Origin of the sequence: Xanthomonas hawaiiensis (assembly GCF_031834635.1) — a bacterium.
GTDB classification, from domain to species: domain Bacteria; phylum Pseudomonadota; class Gammaproteobacteria; order Xanthomonadales; family Xanthomonadaceae; genus Xanthomonas_A; species Xanthomonas_A sacchari.
In genome coordinates, this window is sequence record NZ_CP115873.1 from 460,156 (window position 1) to 483,191 (window position 23,036).

The following is a 23,036-nucleotide window of genomic DNA, read 5'->3' on the forward strand; positions in this document are numbered from 1 at the left end:
GGTTCCGACGTTTCTCCGACCTTGGTGAAGCCCGTACAACGCACCGTTACAAGGATGGTGCGATGCGACACATCGGTGGAGTAGCGTTGCGCGTCTTCTACCAGCCGCACTCCCCATGTCCGACCTCTTCCTGGCGCCCCGTCGCCCCCTTCGCTGTGCCCTCGTGCTGGTCGTCGCCGTGGCCGGAGGCTGCTCCGGCGACAAGCCGGCGGCTGCGCCACCGCCGCGGGTGGGGGTGCTGACCCTGGGTGCGCGCACGCTGCCGGTGGAGCGCACCCTGGCCGGCCGCACCGTGGCCTACGAGACCGCCGACGTGCGCCCGCAGGTCGGCGGGCTGCTGCGCCAGCGCCTGTTCCAGGAGGGCCAGGAGGTCAAGGCCGGGCAGGCGCTGTACGTGATCGATCCGGCGCCGTACCAGGCCGCCTACGACATCGCCCGCGGCAACCTGGTGCAGGCCGAGGCGGCACTGGCCAGCGCGCGGCCCAAGGCCGAGCGCACCCGCAGCCTCACCGACATGGATGCGGCCAGCAAGCAGGATGCCGACGACGCGGTGTCCGCGCTGCGCCAGGACGAGGCGGCGGTGGTCGCGGCCAAGGCGGCGTTGCAGGCGGCGCGCATCAACCTCGACTACACCCGCATCACCGCACCGATCTCCGGCACTATCGGCACCTCCGCCTACACCGTCGGCGCGCTGCTCACCGCTGCGCAGGACGCGGCGCTGACCACCATCCAGCGCCTGGATCCGATCTACCTGGACGTCACCCAGTCCAGCACGCAGATGCTGGCGCTGCGCCGCCAGCTCGACGCCGGGCAGATCCACGCCATCGACGGCAAGGCGCAGGTGCAGGTGCGGCTGGAGGACGGCAGCACCTATCCGCACGCCGGCACGCTGGAGTTCGTCGGCACCCAGGTCAACGCCGGCACCGGCAACGTCACCCTGCGCGCGGTGGTGCCCAACCCCGAGCACCTGCTGTTGCCGGGCATGTACCTGCGCGCGGTGCTGCCGATGGCCACCGACCAGGGCGCGGTGCTGGTGCCGCAGCAGGCGGTGACCCGCGACAGCAAGGGCGAGCCGGTGGTGAAGCTGCTGGATGCGCACGACAAGGTGGTGGAGCGGCACATCCGCACCGGCGAGGCCATCGGCCACGACTGGCTGGTGGAGTCCGGGCTCAAGCCGGGCGAGCGCCTGATCGTGGTCAACGGCAGCCGCGCCGACCTCGGCAAGCCGGCGCAGCCGTATCCGGTCACCGCCGCCCAGCTCGATGCCGCGCCGGCGCTGCCGGGCGACGACGCCCAGGCCGACTGAGGACTCCCGCATGTCGCGCTTCTTCGTCAACCACCCGGTGGTGGCCTGGGTCATGGCCATCGTCATCGTCCTGATCGGCATGCTGGCCATTCATGGCCTGCCGGTCGAACGCTATCCGCACATGGCGCCGCCCACCATCACCGTGCGCGCCACCTACACCGGCGCCTCGGCGCAGACGGTGGAGAACACCGTCACCCAGCTGATCGAGCAGTCGCAGCAGAGTCTGGACCACCTGCTGTACATGACCTCCACCAGCGCCTCGGACGGCACCGCGCAGGTCAACCTGGTGTTCGAGACCGGCACCAATGCCGACACCGCGCAGGTGCAGGTGCAGAACCAGTTGCAGTCGGTGATGTCGGTGTTGCCGCAGGCGGTGCAGCAGAACGGCCTGGTCATCACCAAGTCCAGCGGCTCGCTGTTCGAGGTGGTGGCGTTCACCTCCGACGACGGCAGCATGGACAACTTCGATGTCGCCAACTACATGGAATCGAACATCGACGACCAGATCAGCCGCGTCAGCGGCGTCGGCAACATCCAGCCGATGGGCTCGGAATACGCCATGCGCATCTGGCTGGACCCGGAGAAGCTGCGCAAGTACGCGCTGATGCCCTCGGACGTGGAGAACGCGCTGCAGTCGCAGAACACCGACGTGTCGGCCGGCGAGATCGGCGGCCAGCCGGCGCTGCGCGGGCAGCGCCTGGACGCCACCGTGACCACCCGCAGCCGCCTGCAGACCCCGGCGCAGTTCGGCGCGATCGTACTCAAGAGCGATGCCAGCGGCGCCGCCGTGCACCTGTCGGACGTGGCCAGGATCGGCCTGGGCCCGGAGACCTACGACAGCATCACCCGCTTCAACGGCAAGCCGTCGGCCTCGCTGGGCATCGAGCTGAACTCCGACGCCAACGCGGTGGAGACCTCCAAGGCCATCGACCAGCGCCTGCAGGAACTCAAGCAGTACTGGCCGCACGGCTTCAACTACCACATCGCCTTCAGCACCACGCCGTTCGTCACCACCTCGATCAAGGAAGTGGTGATCACCCTGATCGAGGCGGTGCTGCTGGTGGTGGCGGTGATGTACCTGTTCCTGCAGAACTGGCGCGCCACGCTGATCCCGACCATCGCCGTGCCGGTGGTGCTGATGGGCACCTTCGGCGTGCTCGCCGCGTTCGGCTACTCGATCAACACCCTGACGATGTTCGCGATGGTGCTGGCGATCGGCCTGCTGGTCGACGACGCCATCGTGGTGGTGGAGAACGTGGAGCGGGTGATGGGCCAGGAAGGCCTGCCGCCGAAGGAAGCCACGCTGCGCTCGATGCAGCAGATCGGCGGCGCCCTGGTCGGCATCGTGCTGGTGCTGACCGCGGTGTTCGTGCCGATGGCGTTCTTCAACGGCGTCACCGGCGTGATCTACCGGCAGTTCTCCATCACCATCGCCGCCTCGATGATCCTGTCGGTGCTGGTGGCGATGACCCTGACCCCGGCGCTGTGCGTGACCATCCTCAAGCCGCTGCACCAGGGCGAGGCGCCGATCGGCTCGCACGGGCGCCTGGGCTGGTTCTTCATCTGGTTCAACACCCGCTTCCGGCACCTGTCCGAGCGCTACCGCACGCTGGTCGAACGGGTGCTGGGCCGGCGCGCGCTGGGCCTGGTCGCCTACGCGCTGCTGATCGCGGTCACCGGCCTGCTGCTGTGGCGCCTGCCCGGTGCGTTCCTGCCCGACGAGGACGAGGGCATGCTCAACGTGCTGGTCAAGCTGCCGGCCGGCTCCACCCTGGAGCAGACCCTGGCGGTGACCGACCGGCTGACCAAGGCCGCGCTGAAGGATCCGGGCGTGCGCTCGGTGCTGTCCTCGGCCGGCTTCAGCGTCACCGGCGCCGGCCAGAACGTCGGCATGGCCTTCGTGCGGCTGAAGGACTGGGACGACCGCGACGACGACGCGGCGACCATCGCCGACCATCTGAACAAGGCGCTGGCCGACGTGCCCGATGCGGAACTGTTCGTGACCTCGCCGCCGGCGATCACCGGCCTGGGCGACGCCTCCGGTTTCACCTTCGAGTTGATGGACTACGAGGGCGCGGGCCATACCGCCCTGGTCGCCGCGCGCGACAAGCTGCTGCGCCTGGCCCAACACGACCCCAAGCTGATGAACGTGCGCTACGCCAGCCTGGAAGACGCGCCGGTGTACGCGGTCAAGATCGACGACGCCAAGGCGCAGGCGCTGGGGGTGGATCCGGGCGACATCAACGCCACGCTCAACAGCGCGCTCGGCGGCGACTTCGTCAACAACTTCATCTACAAGGGCCGCATCAAGAAGGTCTATGTGCAGGGCGATGCCGATGCGCGCATGGCGCCGCAGGACCTGGACCGCTGGACGGTGCGCAACGGCGGCGGCGACATGGTGCCGATGTCCGCGTTCACCCGCTCGCACTGGACCAGCGCGCCGGCGGCGCTGGAACGCTACAACGGCGTGTCGGCGATGGAGCTGACCGGTCAGGCGGTGCCAGGGGTCAGCTCCGGCGCGGCGATGGATGCGATGGCCGAACTCAGCAAGCAGTTGCCGCACGGCTTCGGCTACGCGTGGTCGGACATGGCCTACCAGGAGAAGCTGTCGGCCAACCAGGCGCCGGCGCTGTACGCGATTTCGCTGCTGTTCGTGTTCCTGTGCCTGGTGGCGCTGTACGAGAGCTGGTCGATCCCGTTCGCGGTGATGCTGGCGGTGCCGGTGGGCGTGTTCGGTGCGGTGCTGCTGATGACCTTGCGCGGCCTGGAGAACGACGTGTACTTCCAGGTCGGCCTGCTGACCACGGTCGGCCTGGCGGCGAAGAACGGCATCCTCATCGTCGAGTTCGCGCGCGACCTCGAACATCGCGGCGAAAGCCTGCTCGCCGCCACCCTGCACGCGGTGCAGATGCGCCTGCGGCCGATCCTGATGACTTCGCTGGCGTTCCTGCTCGGCGTGCTGCCGCTGGTGTTCAGCAAGGGCGCCGGCTCGGCCGCGCGTCACTCGCTGGGTACCGGCGTCACCGGCGGCACCCTGGCCTCGATCACCCTGGGCCTGTTCTTCGTGCCGCTGTTCTACGTGATCGTGCGGCGCCTGTTCCCCGGACCGGCGGTCGCCAAGTCGGAGGCGCAGGCATGAGTGCGATCTCTCGCATGAGCGTGGCGGTGGCCACGCTGCTGGCCCTGTCCGGCTGCACCCTGGCGCCCACCTACGTGCGCCCGGCGGCACCGGTACCAGCCGACCTGGCGGCGGTCGATGCGGCACCCGCCGCGGGCGCCGCCACCGACACGCTGGCGATGCCGGACTGGCAGCAGGTGTTCCTGGATCCGCGGCTGCGCCAGACCATCGCGCTGGCCTTGCAGAACAACCGCGACCTGCGCGTGGCCGTGCTGTCCATCGACAAGGCGCGTGCGCAGTACCGCCTCCAGCGCGCCGCGCAGTTGCCCTCGTTCGACGCCAACGCCAGCATGAGCCGCGGCCGCAGCAGCGCCGCCAGCAACGACGACGGCGTCTCCCAGGTCAGCACCAGCGACACCCTGCAGGTCGGGCTCAGCAGCTGGCAACTGGATCTGTTCGGCCAACTGCGCAGCCTCAGGCAGGAGGCCTTGCAGAACTGGCTGTCCAGCGCCGAGAACCAGCGCAACGTGCGCCTGAGCCTGGTCGCCCAGGTCGCCGCGGCGTGGCTGACCGTGGGCGCGGACCAGGAACAACTGGATCTGGCGCAGCAGACCCTGGACAGCCAGACCCAGACCCTGCAACTGACCGAGCGCCGGCACAGCATCGGCAGCGCGTCCGGGCTGGACCTGGCGCAGCAGCAGACCAGCGTGGAGTCGGCACGCGTCGCCGTCGCCAGCGCCGCCACCCAGTTGGCGCAGGCGCGCGATGCGCTGCAGCTGCTGGTCGGCGCACCGGTCGATGCGACGCTGCTGCCGACCGCGCAGACGATGCAGGGCAGCGTCGCGCTGGCGCCGCTGCCGGCGCATCTGTCCTCGACGGTGTTGCTGCAGCGTCCGGACGTGCTCGCCGCCGAGCACAGCCTGCAGGCGGCCAACGCCGACATCGGCGCCGCGCGCGCGGCGTTCTTCCCGTCGCTGAGCCTCACCGCCTCCACCGGGCGCAGCAGCGATGCGCTGTCCACGCTGTTCTCCGCCGGCAGCCGCACCTGGTCGTTCGTGCCCAGCATCACCGCGCCGATCTTCCATGCCGGCGCATTGAAGGCCTCGCTGGATGCCTCCAAGCTCGGCAAGGACATCGCCGTGGCGCAATACGAGAAGGCGATCCAGTCGGCCTTCGCCGAAGTGGCCGACGCCCTGGCCACGCGCGACCACCTGCAGGCGCAGCTGACCGCGCAGCAGGCCCTGGTCGACGCCAGCCAGCGCAGCTACACCCTGGCCGACGCGCGCTACCGTGCCGGCCTGGACGGCCACCTGCCGGTGCTGGACGCGCAGCGCGCGCTGTTCGCCGCGCAGCAGGCGCTGATCGCGCTGCGCCTGCAGGACGCCAGCAACCGCGTCACCCTGTACCAGGTGCTCGGCGGCGGCGCCGATGCCCAGGCCGCGGCTCAGGCCGCTGCCGTCCCCTGAGCTGGAATCGAGGCCTGCCTGAGGCGAGCCTCAGGCAGGCCCGAGCGGGCAGAAGCCTCGCCACGCGCGATGCCTCCTGTGGGAGGGACTTCAGTCCCGACGCGACAGCAGTCGAACGCCTATCCAACCATCCACCAGGCAACGCCTCGCGCGCGCCCTCGCCGCACACAACACGACAGCCCCGCGCCAACGTCTCGATAGCTGAACGCGGCGGTACACCTCGGCGGACGTCGTAGACAAATGCCGGACGCCGCCGCGCCGCCGATCGTTCGTCGCACACGCCGCAGGCCGCGCCGGATGCCGCTTCAGCGTGTTGGCGATACCCTCGACGCCACAGCGGCCTGTCGGGCACTGCACCAGGCTTGCGCCATAATCGCGGCGACTCACTCCAGGTATGCCGCACCCGATGAAGATCCCCCCGAGCCTGCAGCCGCTGATCGACGATGGCGTCATCGACGGCGTGCTGCGCCCGCTCAAGAGCGGCAAGGAGGCCGCGGTGTACGTGGTCCAGGCCGGCGACGACGTGCTCTGCGCCAAGGTCTACAAGGACATGGCGCAGCGCAGCTTCCAGGCCCGCGTGCAGTACCAGGAAGGGCGCAAGGTGCGCGGCAGCCGCCAGGCGCGGGCGATCGGCAAGGCCAGCAAGTTCGGCCGCCGCGAGCAGGAAGCGGCGTGGAAGGACACCGAGGCCAACACCCTGTACCAGTTGGTGGACGCCGGCGTGCACGTGCCGCAGCCGCGCGGCTACTTCCACGGCGTGCTGCTGATGGACCTGGTCACCGACGCCGACGGGCAGAGCGCGCCGCGTCTGAGCGAAGTGGAGCTGGAACCAGCGCAGGCGCACGCCTTCCACATCCAGTTGGTCGGCGACGTGGTGAAGATGCTGTGTCTGGGCCTGGTCCACGGCGACCTGTCCGAATACAACGTGCTGGTCGGCGCCAACGGCCCGGTGGTGATCGACTTCCCGCAGGTGGTCAGCGCCGCCGGCAACAACGCCGCCCGCACCATGCTGCTGCGCGACGTGCACAACCTGCGCGATTGCCTGGGCCGCTTCGCCCCCGAACTCAACGCCACCCACTACGGCGAGGAGATGTGGGCGCTGTACGAGAAGGGCACGCTGCGCCCGGACAGCGCGCTCACCGGCCGCTTCGCCTTCGACACCCGCCGCGCCGACGTGCGCGCCGTGCGCGCCTCGATCGAGGACGCACGGCAGGAGGCGATCATCCGCCAGCAGGGGCGCGAGGCCGCCGCGCAGGACGACTGAGCCGCGTTGCGGCAGTGCGCAAGTCCATGCTGCGGCGCAGTGTGACGGCGCCGCGTGTCCGCCCGCCGCCAGGGCGGGCCGCAAGCTGCGCGATGCCACGCCACGCCTGCATTGCACGCGCCTCTGCGCGGCGACGATTGGCTGCCTGCGGCTGATCCGCCGGATGCCGCGCACGGTCGTTCCGGTTCGCTTATTTGCGAAAATGGTTATCGAACATAACAATCTGGCCGACGCCGCTTGTGCAGCCGCCCCGGGAGGGCCACCCATGTATTTCGATCCAGACGTCGTCCGTTTCTTCGCCCAGGCACAGCAGTCCGGGCAGCCGCCGATGGAGGAACTGCCCTTGCCCCAGGCACGGGCGATGATGCGCGGCGTCGCCGCGCAATTCGGTTTCCCGCGCGTGGAGATGGCCGGGGTCCGCGACCTGCAGGCGCCGGGTCCGGCCGCGCCGATTCCGCTGCGCCTGTACCGCCCGCACGGGCTCGACGCCGGTCCGGCGCCGACCTGCCTGTATGCGCACGGCGGCGGCGGCGTGGTCGGTGACCTGGATTCGCACGACGACGTGTGCCGGCAACTGGCCGCGCGCGCCGGCTGCCAGGTGCTGGCGGTGGATTACCGGCTGGCGCCCGAGCATCCGGCGCCGGCCGGCATCGAGGACGTGATCGCGGTGGTGCACTGGGTGGCCGCGCATCCGGGCGAGGTCGGCGCCGATCCGCAGCGCCTGGCCATCGCCGGCGACAGCATGGGCGGCGCCCTGGCGGCGAGCGCCGCGCTGGCCGCGCGCGATGCCGGCATCGCCCTGCGCTGCCAGATCCTGATCTATCCGCTGACCAACCTGCGTGCGGACAATCCCTTCCCCTCGCGCGTGCACAACGCCGGCATCCCGCCGCTGACCGAGGCGGCGATGCGCTTCTTCGACCGTCAGTACCTGCCCGACCCGTCGCTTGGGTCGGACTGGCGCATCTCGCCGGTGGTCGCACCGGACGTGGCCGGCGTCGCCCCGGCGCTGGTGGTGCTCGCCGACCGCGACGCGCTGCACGACGAAGGCCTGCACTACGCGCAGCGCCTGCGCAAAGCGGGCGTGGAAACCCTGGTGCGCGTCCACCCCGGCATGATCCACGGCTTCATCAACATGGGCCGCGTGATGCGCGTGGCCGGCGAAACCCTGGACCTGGCCGCGCTGCTGCTGCGCCAGCGGCTGCTGCCGGTGGCCGCGCAGGACTGAGTCCCATCGCAGCGCGTCCCCACTCCCGGCAATCCCGCTGGTCGCCGCCTCGCCAGAACAATGGGTGCGTCGCATCCGTAGGAGCGGCTTCAGCCGCGACGGGGCACCGCCGATGTGCGCCCGGGTCGCGGCTACGTGGGGCGGCGTTGGGTGGCGTCCCCTACACGCTGCAGTTGCCGCGCCGCGCTCAGCGCGAGGCGCTGCGCAGCAGTTGCCGGAACGCCTCGTCCAATTCAAGCTGATCGCCGCTGCCAGCGGGCAGTTGCGGGGCACTTGCCTCCATCCTGCTCAGCTCCGCGTCCAGGAAATCGCTGATCGCCGGAATCCGCGGGCCGTCTTCGACCTCGGCCGATGCCCGCTTCTTGTCCAGCAAGGCATCGATCGCCTCGCGCAGGGCGCCGGAGGGCACCAGGGCATCCAGCAGCGACGCGAAGGCCATCGGCGGCATGCCGTGCCCGCGTTCGATCCATCGGCAGGCCAGCACCGGCCGCAACACGTACAGGTACTTCTTGGTGCGGATGCGCTCGCCGCGCAGGTAGCCGCGGTAGTTGCCCTTGGCCATGCTGAAGTAGTGCCACCAGGTCGCCAGCGGCGAATAGAAGCGCTCGGCCAGCTCCCGCAGCGCCGCCACGGCCGCGGCGTCCTGCCGGTACACCACCGGCGACTGCAGCCACTCCAGCAGGGTCGGGTTGGATTTGGACACCAAGCGCAAGGCCTTGCGCAGATCCCAGCCGCTGACGTCCAGGTCGCTGTCGATCGGCAGCTCGATCACGTCGCGCTGCGGTTCGCCCGGCCCGGTCCGTTCGTTGACGGTGAGGTACCAGTCCGGCCGATGCACATAGACGAAGCGCGCGTCGTAGTCGCTGTCGGGCGAGGAAAACCCCCAGCCGCGGCTGCCGGACTCGCAGGCCAGCAGGATGCGCACGTCGTGGCGCTGTTCGATGTCCTGCAGTGCGGCGAGCACGGCGGCGCGCTTGTCGGCGGCGATCGGGTGGATCGCCATGTCGGGCGAGGCGGACTGCGCAATCGCGGCAACGTCGACCGAAGGCTCCATCACGCCACCCGGCTGCGCCGCGCGCGTTCCAGGTGCACCAGCAGCAGCGAGATCGCCGCCGGGGTCATGCCGGGGATGCGCTGCGCCTGGCCCACGGTCTGCGGGCGCACCCGCTCGAGCTTCTGCTGCACTTCGGCCGACAGGCCGCGCACCTGCGCGTAGTCGAAGGCGGCCGGGATCGGGGTGTCCTCGTGGCGCTGCTGGCGCGCGATCTCCTCGCGCTGGCGGTCCAGGTAGCCGGCGTACTTGATGCCGATCTCCACCTGTTCGGCCACCTGCGCGTCGGCCACGCCCGGGCCTAGCGACGGCACCCGCATCAGCGCGGCGTAGTCCAGCTCCGGGCGCTTGATCAGGTCCAGCACGGTGGTCTCGCGGCTCACCGCCACGCCCAGCGTGGCCGCGACCTCGCGGCCCAGCGCGTTGCCCGGGGTGGCCCACAGCGCGCGCAGGCGCTCGTTCTCGCGCGCCACCGCGTCCTGCTTGGCCTGGAACCGCGCCCAGCGGGTTTCGTCGACGATGCCCAGGTCGTGGCCGATGCCGGTCAGGCGCGCGTCGGCATTGTCCTCGCGCAGCTGCAGCCGGTACTCGGCGCGGCTGGTGAACATGCGGTACGGCTCGCTGGTGCCGTGGGTGATCAGGTCGTCGATCAGCACGCCGATGTAGGCCTGGTCGCGGCGCGGCGACCACGGCTCCAGCCCGCGCACCTGGCGCGCGGCATTGAGGCCGGCGATCAGGCCCTGCGCGGCCGCTTCCTCGTAGCCGGTGGTGCCGTTGATCTGGCCGGCGAAGAACAGCCCGGGCATGGCCTTGGTCTCCAGCGAGGCCTTGAGCCCGCGCGGATCGAAGAAGTCGTACTCGATGGCGTAGCCGGGGCGGGTGATGTGCGCGCGCTCGAAGCCGCGGATCGAGCGCACCAGTTCCAGCTGCACATCGAACGGCAGCGAGGTGGAGATGCCGTTGGGGTAGATCTCGACCACGTCCAGGCCTTCCGGCTCGACGAAGATCTGGTGGCTGGCCTTCTCGGCGAAGCGCACCACCTTGTCCTCGATCGAGGGGCAGTAGCGCGGGCCGATGCCCTCGATCTGGCCGGTGTACAGCGGCGAGCGGTCCAGCGCGCCGCGGATGATGGCGTGGGTGCGCTCGGTGGTGTGGGTGATCCAGCACGAGACCTGGCGCGGGTGCTGGGCGACCTCGCCCAGGAACGACATCACCGGCAGCGGATCGTCGCCGGGCTGTTCCTCCATCGCCGCGTAGTCCAGGCTGCGCCCGTCGATGCGCGGCGGGGTGCCGGTCTTGAGCCGGTCCACGCCGAAGCGGCCGTCGCGCAGCGCCTGCGCCAGCGCGGTGGCCGGCGGATCGCCGGCGCGGCCGCCGGCGTATTGGGTCTGGCCGATGTGGATCTTGCCGGCCAGGAAGGTGCCGGCGGTCAGCACCACCGCGGCCGCCTCGAAACGCAGCCCGGTCTGGGTCAGCACGCCGCGCACCCGCTCGCCGTCCATCACCAGGTCGTCCACCGCGGCCTGGAACACGGTCAGGTTCGGCTGCGCCTCGACCAGGCGGCGGATCGCGCTGCGGTACAGGCTGCGGTCGGCCTGGCAGCGGGTCGCGCGCACCGCCGGACCCTTGGACGCGTTGAGGGTGCGCCACTGGATGCCGGCCAGGTCGGCGGCCTGGGCCATCGCCCCGCCCAGCGCATCGATCTCCTTGACCAGATGGCCCTTGCCGATGCCGCCGATGGCCGGGTTGCAGCTCATCGCCCCCACCGTCTCCACGTTGTGGGTCAGCAGCAGGGTGCGGGCGCCGGCACGCGCGGACGCCAGCGCCGCCTCGGTGCCGGCATGGCCGCCGCCGATCACGATCACGTCATGGCGGTAGAAGGAGTCGCTCATCGGGGTCTCGTCGGCCGGCGCGGGGCCGGCGGCAGGGGGCGGCACGTCAGGTCGCCCAGGGTGTGAACAGGAATTTTAGCGGTTGCATCACAAATTGCAGATCCGGGCCTCAAGTTGGCACGCAATCTGCAGATATTCCCACTGCACCCAACGTGGCAATGCGTCAGGGGCGTACGACTGGAATTGGAACAGGGGCCAGTCACGCGCACGTTGGGGGAGCTGGGGGCCGGTAGTCGGGGGACTACCGGCCCTTTTTTATGCCCGTTTGTCACCGGTCGCCGGCGCCGCGCCAGCAACGGCAAGGCCCCAACGCGAAAAGCCCCGGCGGACCGGGGCTTTTCGTTGTGAGGCGCCGACGCCCGACAGGGCCGGAACAGGGGGGATCCAGATTTCCCTGTCGGACATCGACATAGACGGTGGGGTCAACCCCTTCGGGTCATAAAGCGACGCAGGCGGTCACCCCGTAGGACGTAGAGTGCGTGCTGGGACAGGCGAACGCAAGCCCTTTCTCAGGGTTCGAGTGTGCGACGTGTCCCATTGCTGCGTCCCATATTGCCGGGCCGCGGTGCGGGTGGCCGCTGAACCCCCTCGGGACGCTGCATCGCCGGGCGCGGCGGCTGCATCGACTGCGGCCGCGGCGCCGAATTGAGCGCGTCCGGACGGCGCAGGCGGTCCATGTCGCGCCAGGGCGACGGCACCCGACCGCCTACGCTGGGCGGCGGCGGTGGGCGCGATCCGCCATCGTCCGGCCGCGGGCGCGGCGGCGGGCGGTGTCGCGGGCCGTCGTAGCCGCGATAGTAGTAGTACGGCACCCCATACCCGTAGTAGCCGTAGTAGGCCGGGCCGTAACCGTAGTAGGGCACCGCGCCGTACGGCGAGTAGTACTCGGAGTAACCGGGCGGATAGCGGTATTCGACCGAGGGCGCGCCACGGTAGTAGCCACCCTCGCCGCCTCCTGCGTAGTCGTAGGTGGCACAGCCGCCCAGTGCGGCCAGCAGTCCAGCGGCGCAGATCAGGCGCAGTTTCATGGCGTTTGCCCTCCAGCAGGCTGGCTGACAGGTTCGGTCCGTTGCATTGAATCCCCCCTTAACTTCCCGCGATGCACTTGAACGCTTAAGTCGCGCGCAACGGCGGCGAACCTGCGCCGGTTGCGGACGCTGCAGTTTGGCGACGATACGCTACCCTTTCGCGCATGGTCTCACGTTTTCTGCCCGAGTTCGGCGACGTCCTGGCGGCCGCCGCACGCATTGCCGCGCACGCGCGGCCGACCCCGGTCCTGCGTTCGCGGGCGCTGGATGCCGCCACCGGCGCGCAGCTGTACTTCAAGGCCGAACACCTGCAGCGCGGCGGCGCATTCAAGTTCCGCGGCGCCTGCAATGCGGTGTGGGCGCTGGACCCGGCCCAGGCGGCCTGTGGGGTGGTCACCCACTCCTCGGGCAACCACGGCGCGGCCCTGGCGCTGGCCGCGCGCACCCGCGGCATCGGCTGCCATGTGGTGGTGCCGGAAGGCGCGGTCGCCGCCAAGCTCGCCAACATCGCCCGCCACGGCGCCACCCTGTGGCGTTGCCCGCCGACCATCGCCGCACGCGAGGCGCTGTGCGCGCAGGTGCAGCGCGACACCGGCGCGACCCTGGTGCATCCCTATGCCGATCCGGCGGTGATCGCCGGGCAGGGCACCGCCGCGCTGGAACTGCTGGACGCCAGCGGCGGGCTGGACCTGCTGGTGGTGCCGGTCGGCGGTGGCGGCCTGGCCGCGGGCAGCCGCCTGGCGCTGTCGGCGCGGGCGCCGCAGGCGCAGCTGCTGCTGGCCGAGCCGGCCGGCGCCGCCGATACCGCGCGCTCGCTGGCCGCCGGCGAGCGCCGCGTGGACATGGTCCCGGACACCGTCTGCGACGGCCTGCGCGGCAGCCTGGGCGAGCCGAACTTCGCCCTGCTGCACGGCCATGCCGAGGTGCTGGTGGTGGAGGACGCGGCCACCGTGGCGGCGATGCGGCTGCTGTGGCAGGTGCTCAAGCAGGTGGTGGAGCCGTCCTCGGCGATCGCCCTGGCGGCGGTGCTGGCGCAGCCGGCGCGTTTCGCCGGGCGTCGGGTGGGGGTGATCCTGTCCGGCGGCAACGTCGACCTGGACGCCCTGCCGTGGGGCGCGGCATGAGCGCGCGGCGCGGCTTCCGCTGGCTGCGCTGGCTGGTCCGCCTGGCGGCGCTGCTGGGGCTGTGGCTGCTGGGCGTGGCGATCTACATCGTCTGGGTCGGCGACCGCGACCAGGCGGCGCCGGCGGACGCGATCATCGTGCTCGGCGCGGCGGCCTACGACGCCAAGCCGTCGCCGGTGTTCGAGGAGCGCATCCGCCACGGCCTGGACCTGTACCAGCGCGGCTACGCGCCGACCCTGATCTTCACCGGCGGCTTCGGCAACGGCGCGCGCTTCGCCGAGTCGCAGGTGGCCCGGCGCTATGCGCTGCGCCACGACGTGCCGGCCGACGCGATCCTGATCGAAACGGTGTCGCGCACCACCCGGCAGAACCTGATCGAGGCGCGCCGGCTGATGCGCGAACACGGCCTGCACCGGGCCATCGTGGTCAGCGATCCGCTGCACATGGCGCGGGCGCTGCGGCTGTGCGAGGAACTGCAGATCGACGCGCTGGCCTCGTCGACGCCGAGCAGCCGCTTCCGCAGCTTCCAGACCCGCTGGCGCTTCCTGCTGCAGGAGCTGTACTTCTTCCATCGCGACCTGCTGGAGCGGGGCGTTGAGCACGGCGGCGAGACCGTATGATGGGCCTTTCCACGGGCGGAGGGCGGCAGCCATGAGCAACCACGAAGTTCCTGCGCAGGATCAGGCCATCGCCCTGGTCCAGGCCTATTACGCGGCGTTCAACCGCGGCGACTGGGACGGCATGCTGGGCATGCTCACCGACGATGTCGCCCACGATCTCAACCAGGGCGCGCGCGAGACCGGCAAGGACGCGTTCGCCGCCTTCCTGCAGCGCATGAACGCCAGTTACCGCGAGCAGCTGCACGACATCGTGGTGCTGGCCGCGCAGGACGGCCGCCGCGCCGCCGCCGAGTACGTGGTGCACGGCGAGTACCACCACACCGACACCGGCCTGCCGGAGGCGCGCGGCCAGCGCTACGTGCTGCCGGGCGGGGCGTTCTTCGACATCCGCGACGGCAGGATCGCCCGCGTCAGCAACTACTACAACCTCGAAGACTGGATCGCGCAGGTCTCCGCCTGAGCCGCGCGCCGGCCTCAGGCCGGCGCGTTCGCGCTGTCGCAAAACTGTCCGCCGGCCGTCATCTGCGGCCGCAGGCGCGGTGACTATGGTCGCCGCGTCGACCGAGAGGATTGCCGATGCGCGCGCTGCTTCGTTCCCCGGCCGTCGCGGTGGCGCTGCTGGCCTGCGCGCTCGCGCTGGCCCTGCTCGGCGCCCGCGGCATCTGGGATGCCGACGAGGGCCGCTACTCCAATGTCGCGCTGAACATGCTGCACAGCGGCGACTGGCTCACGCCCCGCCGCAGCGAGGACGTGGCGCACTGGACCAAGCCGCCGCTGACCTACTGGGCGATCGCCGCCAGCGTCGCCGTGTTCGGGCCGTCGCCGTGGGCGGCGCGGTTGCCGTCGGCGCTGTCCTACCTGCTGTGCGTGCTGCTGGTCTGGCGCCTGGCCGCGCGGCTGTTTCCCGAACGGCCCGAGCTGTCGGCGCAGGCGGCGCTGCTGTACGCGACCATGCTGGCGCCGTTCGGCGCGGCACAATGGATTTCCACCGACTTCCTGCTCGCCGCCTGCGAGACCCTGGCGGTGTGGGCCTTCGTCGAAGCGCGCGCGCATCCGCCCGGCCAGGGCAAGCGCTGGATCGCGGCGATGTGGGCCGGCTTCGCCCTGGCGTTCATGACCAAGGGTCCGCCTGGCCTGCTGCCGTTGCCGGCGCTGCTGCTGTTCAACGCGGTGACGCCGGGGCCGCCGCGGCGCGCGTTGCAACTGTCCGGCATCGTCCTGTTCGTGGTGCTGGCGCTGCCCTGGTACCTGGCGGTGATCCATGGCCATCCCGGATTGCTGCAGTACTTCGTCGGCGACGAAGTGGTCAAGCGCGTGGCCAGCGACGCGTTCGGGCGCAACGCGCAGTGGTACGGCTGGGCGGTGGCGTATGCGCCGATCCTGGTCCTGGGCACGCTGCCGTGGACGCCGGCGCTGGCGCGCTGGGCCTGGCAACTGCCGCGGCAACTGCGGCAGTGGTGGCGCACGCCGGCGCTGCGTCTGCAGCAGGCGGCGCCGCTGCTGCTGACGCTGTGGTTGCTGCTGCCGCTGCTGGTGCTGTGCCTGTCGCGCTCGCGGCTGCCGCTGTACGTGCTGCCGCTGTTCGTGCCGCTGGCGTTGCTGGCGGCGTGGCAGCGCGCGCAGGAGGGGCGCGCGCCGTGGCGCTGGCCGTGGCTGCTGGGCTGGTGCGGGCTGCTGCTGGCGCTCGAACTGGCAGTGGCCTTGCTGCCCACGCACAAGGATGCCGGCGCCTGGGCGCAGGCGATCGCCCAGCGTGCCGATGCGCCGGTGCGCGAGGTGGTGTTCGTCGAGGACATGGCGCGCTACGGCCTGCGCCTGGAGCTGGGCGCGCAGGTACGCAAGATCCGCCTGGATCTGTTGTCGGACACGCCGCGCTTCGGTCCCGAATACGACGCCGATCTGCTCACGGTGTTGCGGCAACCGCGCGCCGGGCGCGTGTGGGTGTGCAAGCAGGAGGCCTGGCCGCAGGTCGCTGCGCGCATCGCCGCGCAGGGCGCGCAGGCGCAGGCGCTGGGTGCGCCCTACCAGGGCCGGGTGCTGTTTCGGGTGCGGCCCGGCTCAGCCGCCGCGGCGGCGGATCGGGATCGCTGACAGCGGCACCGCAGCGATCTCGCCGCCGCCCTCGCGGATCGGCGCACCCGGCGGCGGCGCCCAGGCGTGTGCGTAGATCACTTCCCAGGTGCTGGGCAGGGTGCCGTCGGCGCCCCGCAGCGGCTCGTAGGCGGCGCTGGCGGCGGCGAACCGGCCGCGCCCGGTGAGGGTGTGGCGGCGCGCCTGCAGCGCATTGGTGGCGCCGATCGCGCGCAGTTCGCGCATCAGCGCGGCGAGGTCCGGATAGGTCAGGTTGAACACGTCGCGGTCCAGCACCGGATCGCGGAAGCCCGACAGCATCAGCGCATCGCCGAACTGCGCGATCGGTGCGAAGCGGCTCACGTGCGGCGTGGTGCGGTCGGCCTGTGCAAAGGCCTCGCGCAGTTCGACCAGGGTGTCCGGGCCGAAGCTGGAGCACAGCAGCAGGCCGCCCGGGCGCAGCACGCGGCGGAACCCGGCGAACACCGCCGGCAGGTCCTCGACCCACTGCAGGCACAGATTGCTGAAGATCACATCGACGCTGTGCTCGGCCAGCGGCAGCGCGCGCGCGTCGGCGCAGACGCGGCCGAACGGCTTCCACCAGCCGGCCTGGCGCTTGGCCTGCTGCAGCATCGGCAGCGCCTGGTCGAGCGCGATCACCTGCGCGCGCGGCCAGCGCTTCTTCATCGCCGCGGCGGCATGCGCCGGGCCGCTGCCCACGTCCAGCACCACCTGCGGCACGCGGTCGCCGAGGTAGTCCAGCGATTCCAGCAAGCGCCCCTGCACCTCGCGCTGCAGCGCCGCGGCGGCGTCGTAACTGGCGGCGGCACGCGCGAACGCGCGGCGGATATGCTGGGAGTCGAACGCGGAAGGATCCATTTGCGCATTATCGCCGTCCGCGTCGTGCTGCGGCCAGCGGTGGCACGGATCACCGCGTTGCGCACTTCGCGCTGATCAAGCGGCGCGATCGCCGCGATGTACTCCCAATCCCGAATCCAGCCGGTTCCTTATCGCCGCCTTTCCCTGGCGGCCAGCGTGGTTCGCAGATCATCATGTCCAGCGCCTCGCCCCGACCAAGCGGCGCGCCCGCGGCTGTGCATCCCCACTCCCGAATCCCCAATCCCGGCTCCTCAGAACGTCCCTGGATAGCTGCCGCCATCCAGCAACAGGTTCTGCCCGCTCAGATAGCCGGCCTGCGCGCTGCACAGGAAGGCGCAGGCCGCGCCGAACTCCTCCGCGGTGCCGAAACGTCCGGCCGGGATCTGTCGGCGCTTGCGTTCGGCCAGGTCGGCGGGGTCGATGCCCTCGCGCTGTGCGGCGTGGGCGATGTTGCCGCGCAGGCGGTCGGTGTCGAACTGCCCTGGCAGCAGGTTGTTGATGGTGACGTTGTGCGCCACCGTGCGCCGCGCCAGCCCGGCGACGAAGCCGGTGAGGCCCGCCCGCGCGCCATTAGACAGGCCCAGGCTGTCGATCGGCGCCTTCACCGCGGCGGAGGTGATGTTGACGATGCGGCCGAAGCCGCGCGCCTGCATCGCATCGACGGTGGCGCGGATCAGCGCGATCGGCGCCAGCATGTTGGCATCGAGCGCGCGCAGCCAGTCCTCGCGCTCCCACTCGCGGAAATCGCCGGGCGGCGGCCCGCCGGCGTTGTTGATCAGGATGTCGACCTGCGGGCAGGCGGCCAGTGCGGCGGCGCGTCCGGCCTCGGTGGCGATGTCCGCGGCCACGGCGACCACTTCGCCACCGCCGTCGAGCGCGCGCAGCTGCGCCGCGGCCGCCTCCAGCCCGGCCTGGCCGCGCGCTACGATCACCACGTGCACGCCTTCGCGGGCCAACGCCTGCGCGCAACCCAGTCCCAGCCCTTTGCTCGCGGCGCACACCAGCGCCCATTTGCCGGCGATTCCCAGGTCCATGCTTGCACTCCGGTTCGATGGAGTCGCGATGATCGGACATCGGCGCGATGCCGGCCAGCTTCACGCCGCGACGTTGAGGACACTGAGCACGCACGGCAGGTGCAGGAGCGGCTTCGCTGCGCAGCGTTTTGCTGCCATGCGTCGCGACTGAAGTCGCTCCACAGGGGGAGCCGGCATCCTTGTGGGAGGGACTTCAGTCCCGACGACGGAGGCTGTCAGTCGGCTTTCGGCGTCACTTGTCGCTGCTGCATGACAGTTGAGTTCCACGGTGCAGCCGCTTGCGTCTTCCTGACGTCGTTGCGGGTCGCGTGATGCACTGTGGGAGTCAACTGTCATGCAGCGCGCGACGCGCGAGGTGGTGTGCGCTTTCCGATGGCGCAATGCGTCGGGACTGAAGTCCCTCCCACAGTGCACCCGGCGGGCGCGCCGCAAGCGCCTGTAGCAGCGGCTTCAGCCGCGACCCGATGCAGCAGGCGTGTCGCGGCTGAAGCCGCTCCTACGACAGCATCGTGGAACGCACGGCGCGACGCCGCTAGTCCAGCGCCGCCAGAAATCCGCGCAGCGCTTCGGCGACGGCGTCGGCATGGCCGAGGAACGGGGCGTGGCCGCCGCCGGCGATGGTCAGTGCGCGCGCGTTCGGCGCCAGTGCCGCGGCGGCCTCCACGCCCGCGGGCGGGACCAGGCGGTCGCGCTGGCCGCCGATCCACAGGCTGGGCACGCGCAGGCCGGGCAGGGCGCGGCGCAGGTCGGTGCGTTCCAGCAGAGTCAGGCCTTCCTGCAGCACGTGCGGGTCGGGCGCGCCGCGGGCGTCGAGCGCGTCGCGCAGCGTGCGCAGTTCGGCGCGCGCGTGCGCCGAGCCGAGCGTATCCAGTGCCAGGAAGCGCTCGAGGGTGCCGCGATAGTCCTCGGCCAGATCGTGACCGAACTGTGCGAACACCTGTGGCTCCACCGCGTGCGGCCAATCGCTGCCGCGCACGAAGCGCGGCGTCGCCGCGAGCATCGCCAGCCCGCGCACCTGTGGTTGCGTGGCGGCGGCGTGCAGCGCGAACAGCCCGCCCAGCGACCAGCCCAGCCACACCGCCGGCGGCGTGGCCGCCGCGATCGCGCTGACCACGTGCGGCAGCGCCAGCGGCGTGTCGTCGCCGCGGCTGTGGCCGTGCCCGGGCAGGTCCACCAGATGCAGGCGGTACTGCGCCGACATGCGCTCGACCAATGGCGCGAAGATGCCGCCGTTCAGTGCCCAGCCGTGCAGCAGGACCAGGTCGGGGCCTTGTCCCAGGGTGTCGATATGCATCGTCGTCCGTCGTCGCGAAGGAACAGGAAAGACCGCTTCGGCTGCCGCGTCAGTGCGCCGCGCGCTGCGCCAGCACCTGCGGCAGCAGCAGGCGCCACTGTCGGCGCGGATAGTCGCGGGTGCGCCAGGCGGACACGCGGTGCGCACCGCGGCGCTGCTGGATCGCCGCGCTCAGCCAGTCGCCGTCGATGCCCTGCCAGGCGCCGGCCGGCGTCAGCAGGTTCGGCGCCAGCCGCGGATGCACGTCGTCGCGCAGCATCTGCCACAGCGCGTCGGTGGCGAACGGCGAGGCGGCGAGTACGGCGGCGATGTGCGGATGTTGTGCCTCGACCGCAGCGTCCAGGTACAGCTCGGCCAGCGCGTCCCACACCGCGCGTCGCGCGGCGAGGTCGGTTGCGCTCACGCCGGCACGCCGGGCGGGTGTGCGGCGACGCGGTCGCGGGCCAGCGCCAGCGCGTCCAATAGCGACTCCACCTGCGCCGGCGTGTGCAGCGCCGACAGGGTCACGCGCAGCCGCGACTTGCCTTCCGGCACGGTCGGCGGGCGGATCGCCGAGACCAGGTAGCCGGCCTGTTCCAGCGCGGCCGACCACGCCAGCGCGGTGCGCTCCTCGCCGCACAGCAGCGGCTGGATCGGTGTGTCCGAGGCCATCAGTTCCAGCCCATGGCGGCGCGCGCCGCCGCGGAACAGGGCGATCAGTTCGACCAGGCGTTCGCGCCGCCACTGGTCGCGCCGTGCCAGCTTGACCGCCGCCAGCGACGCGGCGGCCTGCGCCGGCGGCAGCGCGGTGGTGTACAGATACGGCCGCGCGGTCTCGGCCAGGTGCCGGATCAGCGTGGCATCGCCGACCACCGCCGCGCCGTAGCCGCCGAGCGCCTTGCCCAGGGTCACCAGTTGCAGCGGCACGTCGTCCACGCCCAGCCCGGCCTCGGCGACGCTGCCGCGTCCCTGCGGGCCAACCACGCCGACGCCGTGCGCGTCGTCCACGTACAGCAGTGCCTGTTGCGTACGCGCCACCAGCGCCAGCGAGCGCAGCGGGGCGACGTCGCCGTCCATGCTGAACACGCCATCGGTGGCCAGCATCGCCGCGCCGTCGGCGGCGTGCTTGAGCTGGCGCATCGCGCCCTCGGCATCCAGGTGCGGATAGCGGCGCAGGCGGCAGCCGGCCAGGCGGCTGGCGTCGAGCAGGCTGGCGTGGTTGAGCCGGTCCTGCACGCACACGTCTTCTTCCTCGCTCAGCAGCGCCTGCTGTACCGCCAGGTTGGCGATGAAGCCGCTGCCGAACAGCAGCGCCTGCGGATAGCCGAGCCAGTCGGCGATCTCGCGTTCCAGCGCCTCGTGCAGCGCGTGGTGGCCGCACACCAGGTGCGAGGCGGTGGCGCCGGCGCCCTCGCGCGCGGCGGCGTCCTGCAGGGCGGCGACCACTTCGAACTGCTGCGCCAGGCCCAGGTAGTCGTTGCTGCAGAAGCCGGTCAGCCAGCGGCCGTCCACTTCCAGGCGCACGCCGTCGCGGCGGCCGACGCTGCGGCGCACGCGCAGGCGCCCCTGCGCTTCGCGCAAGGCGCGCGCGGACTGGATGCGGTCGTGCAGGTCGGGACGGGCCATGGGCGCGGGACGGGCATCTGGCGGGCTAGCGTAGCGCGTCCCCGGCCAGGCCGGGCGCCGCCGGCGATGGACGGCCGGATCGGCGGACGGACGCGCGGCCCGGGCTCAGACCAGGGTTCAGACCAGGGCCGCGGCGATCGCCGAAGTGGGCTGGGCGGTGATGTCGGCATGCACGGTGCCGGGATGGTCGTGCGCGTCGGCGTCCACCATCACCTGCATCGGCCGCAGCCCCAGCCGCGCGAACAGCGCCTGGTCGCGCTCGGTGTCCGGGTTGCCGGTGGTCAGCAGCTTCTCGCCGTAGAAGATCGAGTTGGCACCGGCGCAGAAGCACAGCGCCTGCAACTCGTCGCTCATGCTCTCGCGCCCGGCCGACAGCCGCACCATCGCCCGCGGCATCGCGATGCGGGCCACGGCGATCGTGCGCACGAACTCGAACGGGTCCAGTTCGACCGTGCCGTGCAGCGGGGTGCCGGCGACCTGCACCAGGCGGTTGATCGGCACCGAATCCGGATGCACCGGCAGGTTGGCCAGCGCCTGCAGCAGGCCGGCGCGCTGGTCGCGCGACTCGCCCATGCCGACGATGCCGCCGCAGCAGGTCTTCAGCCCGGCGTCGCGCACGTGGGTCAGCGTGTCCAGGCGGTCCTGATACTGGCGGGTGTGGATGATCGAATCGTAGAAATCCGGCGCGGTGTCCAGATTGTGGTTGTAGTAGTCCAGCCCGGCCGCCTTCAGCGCCTGCGCCTGGGTGCCGTCGAGCATGCCCAGGGTGGCGCAGGTCTCCAGGCCCAGCGCCTTCACCTCGCGGATCATCTCCGCCACCTTCGGGATGTCGCGGTCCTTGGGCGAGCGCCAGGCCGCGCCCATGCAGAACCGCGACGCGCCGGCGGCCTTGGCCTGGCGCGCCTTGTCCAGCACCGCCTCGGTGCTCATCAGCTTCTGCGCCTCCACGCCGGTGGCGTAGCGCTGCGCCTGCGGGCAGTACGCGCAGTCTTCCGGGCAACCGCCGGTCTTCACCGACAGCAGCGTGGACACCTGCACCTGCGCCGGATCGAAGTGTTCGCGGTGCACGGCGCCGGCGCGGTGCAGCAGTTCCGGGAACGGCAGATCGAACAGGGCGAGCAATTCCTGGCGTTGCCAGTCGTGTCGGACGACAGCGGACATGGGGGTTTCCTGACGGTCAGCGGCTGGGAAAGCGGGCAGTCTGGTGAGCATGCAAAGTCCTGTCAACTTCATAAAGACGGTTTGGGTTGACGGCGGCGGGCACTGGCTGCAGCGCCGCCTGCTGCCGGAACTGTAGGTTTTGGGAAAAGGCGAGAACAGGTGGGGCAAAAAGCGAGAACAATTGCTTCAAAAGACAAGATTTTTCCACCGGAACAGTGGGCGCCGAAAATCATCAAATTCGGCCATCTACTTCGAATTTCGTTTATATTCCGCTTTTTCATACGAACTAGCCGCCGTGTTTTGGCGCCAAGCTGAAGGCTGTCACAATGAGCCTCTTTGTTTGAAACCGTCTGATCAGATGGTTGCGCTGACGAGGGTCGTCGCACCCAGTTTTGCACCTCTAAACCTGCACAAGCTTTGATGTTACGTCCGTCATCGTGCATCAATCGAAGCATAGGTTCGACTTTCATTGTAGAAGAAAGCGCTGAATTCTATTAAATGACGATCGCCACTTTCATTGGTATAAAATTCAATCAAAACATACGCTTGCGTGAATATTTGCGCTGTGGCAAGCTCGCCAGAACCGATCATCGCAGACAGTCGTGGACCAGCTGCCCCGCATCCCCAAAAGTCTTCAGGCTTGGCTTGCTCAGGAGTATGGGCTAGCCATTGATTCGGCCACCACTGCAAGGATTCTCGGATACCGGAGTGCGGGGAGCCTAACCAAGGCGCGCCGGCGTGGCCATCTATCCTTGGATATGTTTTCAATGCCTTTCCGAAAGGGGCTCTATACATCTCCCAAGCACCTCGCTGCTACCTGCAAGCGACTTTCCCCCCGCAGCACTTGCCCGGCCCGTTGAATCAGGCAGCGCTAGACGTATGACTCTTCCAATCGCTGA

At 70.6% G+C, this 23,036-nt stretch carries 19 protein-coding genes; 9 read left to right on the plus strand and 10 right to left on the minus strand.

Annotation, left to right across the window (positions count from 1 at the left end; genetic code table 11):
• Window positions 1–115 precede the first annotated feature (115 nt).
• From PG878_RS02065 to PG878_RS02085, 5 genes are all read left to right on the plus strand, one after another.
• Window positions 116–1,306, plus strand: coding sequence for an efflux RND transporter periplasmic adaptor subunit (locus tag PG878_RS02065; RefSeq protein ID WP_209030546.1), 1,191 nt, complete (start codon window positions 116–118; stop codon window positions 1,304–1,306).
• A 10-nt stretch (window positions 1,307–1,316) separates the two neighbouring features.
• Window positions 1,317–4,445: an efflux RND transporter permease subunit gene (locus PG878_RS02070; RefSeq protein WP_209030547.1), complete on the plus strand. Its 3,129-nt coding sequence runs from the start codon at window positions 1,317–1,319 to the stop codon at window positions 4,443–4,445.
• Window positions 4,442–5,890 (plus strand): efflux transporter outer membrane subunit, encoded by a 1,449-nt coding sequence (locus PG878_RS02075; RefSeq protein ID WP_209030548.1) that lies wholly within the window; start codon window positions 4,442–4,444, stop codon window positions 5,888–5,890. The genes PG878_RS02070 and PG878_RS02075 overlap by 4 nt, the downstream gene beginning before the upstream one ends.
• 406 nt (window positions 5,891–6,296) lie before the next feature.
• Window positions 6,297–7,154 carry a PA4780 family RIO1-like protein kinase gene (locus PG878_RS02080; protein ID WP_209030549.1) on the plus strand — a complete coding sequence of 286 codons (858 nt, stop codon included), beginning with the start codon at window positions 6,297–6,299 and terminating at the stop codon, window positions 7,152–7,154.
• A gap of 265 nt (window positions 7,155–7,419) precedes the next feature.
• A complete protein-coding gene (locus tag PG878_RS02085; RefSeq protein WP_209030550.1) occupies window positions 7,420–8,379 on the plus strand; it encodes an alpha/beta hydrolase in 960 nt (319 codons plus the stop codon).
• A 187-nt stretch (window positions 8,380–8,566) separates the two neighbouring features.
• On the opposite strand, the gene PG878_RS02090 is transcribed toward PG878_RS02085, so the two are convergent.
• From PG878_RS02090 to PG878_RS02100, 3 genes are all read right to left on the minus strand, one after another.
• Window positions 8,567–9,433, minus strand: coding sequence for a nucleotidyltransferase domain-containing protein (locus PG878_RS02090; protein WP_244663784.1), 867 nt, complete (start codon window positions 9,431–9,433; stop codon window positions 8,567–8,569).
• Window positions 9,433–11,322: a tRNA uridine-5-carboxymethylaminomethyl(34) synthesis enzyme MnmG gene (gene mnmG, locus PG878_RS02095; RefSeq protein WP_209030552.1), complete on the minus strand. Its 1,890-nt coding sequence runs from the start codon at window positions 11,320–11,322 to the stop codon at window positions 9,433–9,435. The genes PG878_RS02090 and mnmG overlap by 1 nt, the downstream gene beginning before the upstream one ends.
• Before the next feature lie 509 nt (window positions 11,323–11,831).
• A complete protein-coding gene (locus PG878_RS02100) occupies window positions 11,832–12,350 on the minus strand; it encodes a hypothetical protein (RefSeq protein WP_209030553.1) in 519 nt (172 codons plus the stop codon).
• Window positions 12,351–12,514: 164 nt separating this feature from the next.
• Between PG878_RS02100 and PG878_RS02105 the strand changes: the two genes are divergently transcribed.
• The 4 genes from PG878_RS02105 (at window position 12,515) to PG878_RS02120 (ending at window position 16,185) form a co-directional block, all read left to right on the plus strand.
• Complete coding sequence (locus PG878_RS02105; protein WP_209030554.1) at window positions 12,515–13,474, plus strand: pyridoxal-phosphate dependent enzyme; 960 nt, start codon at window positions 12,515–12,517, stop codon at window positions 13,472–13,474.
• Window positions 13,459–14,094 (plus strand): YdcF family protein, encoded by a 636-nt coding sequence (locus PG878_RS02110; RefSeq protein ID WP_209030555.1) that lies wholly within the window; start codon window positions 13,459–13,461, stop codon window positions 14,092–14,094. The genes PG878_RS02105 and PG878_RS02110 overlap by 16 nt, the downstream gene beginning before the upstream one ends.
• 31 nt (window positions 14,095–14,125) lie before the next feature.
• Window positions 14,126–14,554, plus strand: a complete 429-nt coding sequence (locus PG878_RS02115; protein WP_209030556.1) for a ketosteroid isomerase-related protein — start codon at window positions 14,126–14,128, stop codon at window positions 14,552–14,554.
• A 116-nt stretch (window positions 14,555–14,670) separates the two neighbouring features.
• The gene (locus PG878_RS02120; RefSeq protein WP_209030557.1) at window positions 14,671–16,185 is read left to right on the plus strand and encodes an ArnT family glycosyltransferase; all 1,515 of its coding nucleotides are present in this window, start codon (window positions 14,671–14,673) and stop codon (window positions 16,183–16,185) included.
• Here the strand turns inward: PG878_RS02120 and bioC are convergent.
• The 7 genes from bioC to PG878_RS02155 all read right to left on the minus strand — a co-directional run bounded on the left by bioC (window position 16,153) and on the right by PG878_RS02155 (window position 22,905).
• Window positions 16,153–17,043, minus strand: coding sequence for a malonyl-ACP O-methyltransferase BioC (gene bioC / locus PG878_RS02125; protein WP_209030558.1), 891 nt, complete (start codon window positions 17,041–17,043; stop codon window positions 16,153–16,155). The genes PG878_RS02120 and bioC overlap by 33 nt on opposite strands.
• A 251-nt stretch (window positions 17,044–17,294) precedes the next feature.
• A complete protein-coding gene (locus tag PG878_RS02130; RefSeq protein ID WP_209030559.1) occupies window positions 17,295–18,077 on the minus strand; it encodes an SDR family oxidoreductase in 783 nt (260 codons plus the stop codon).
• 532 nt (window positions 18,078–18,609) lie between these two features.
• Window positions 18,610–19,371, minus strand: coding sequence for a pimeloyl-ACP methyl ester esterase BioH (gene bioH, locus PG878_RS02135; protein ID WP_209030560.1), 762 nt, complete (start codon window positions 19,369–19,371; stop codon window positions 18,610–18,612).
• Window positions 19,372–19,420: 49 nt separating this feature from the next.
• Window positions 19,421–19,774, minus strand: coding sequence for a DUF7079 family protein (locus PG878_RS02140; protein ID WP_209030561.1), 354 nt, complete (start codon window positions 19,772–19,774; stop codon window positions 19,421–19,423).
• Window positions 19,771–20,976 carry an 8-amino-7-oxononanoate synthase gene (bioF, locus tag PG878_RS02145; RefSeq protein WP_209030562.1) on the minus strand — a complete coding sequence of 402 codons (1,206 nt, stop codon included), beginning with the start codon at window positions 20,974–20,976 and terminating at the stop codon, window positions 19,771–19,773. The genes PG878_RS02140 and bioF overlap by 4 nt, the downstream gene beginning before the upstream one ends.
• Window positions 20,977–21,093: 117 nt before the next feature.
• Complete coding sequence (bioB, locus tag PG878_RS02150; protein WP_209030563.1) at window positions 21,094–22,137, minus strand: biotin synthase BioB; 1,044 nt, start codon at window positions 22,135–22,137, stop codon at window positions 21,094–21,096.
• A 432-nt stretch (window positions 22,138–22,569) separates the two neighbouring features.
• Window positions 22,570–22,905 carry a hypothetical protein gene (locus PG878_RS02155; RefSeq protein WP_209030564.1) on the minus strand — a complete coding sequence of 112 codons (336 nt, stop codon included), beginning with the start codon at window positions 22,903–22,905 and terminating at the stop codon, window positions 22,570–22,572.
• Window positions 22,906–23,036: the final 131 nt, after the last annotated feature.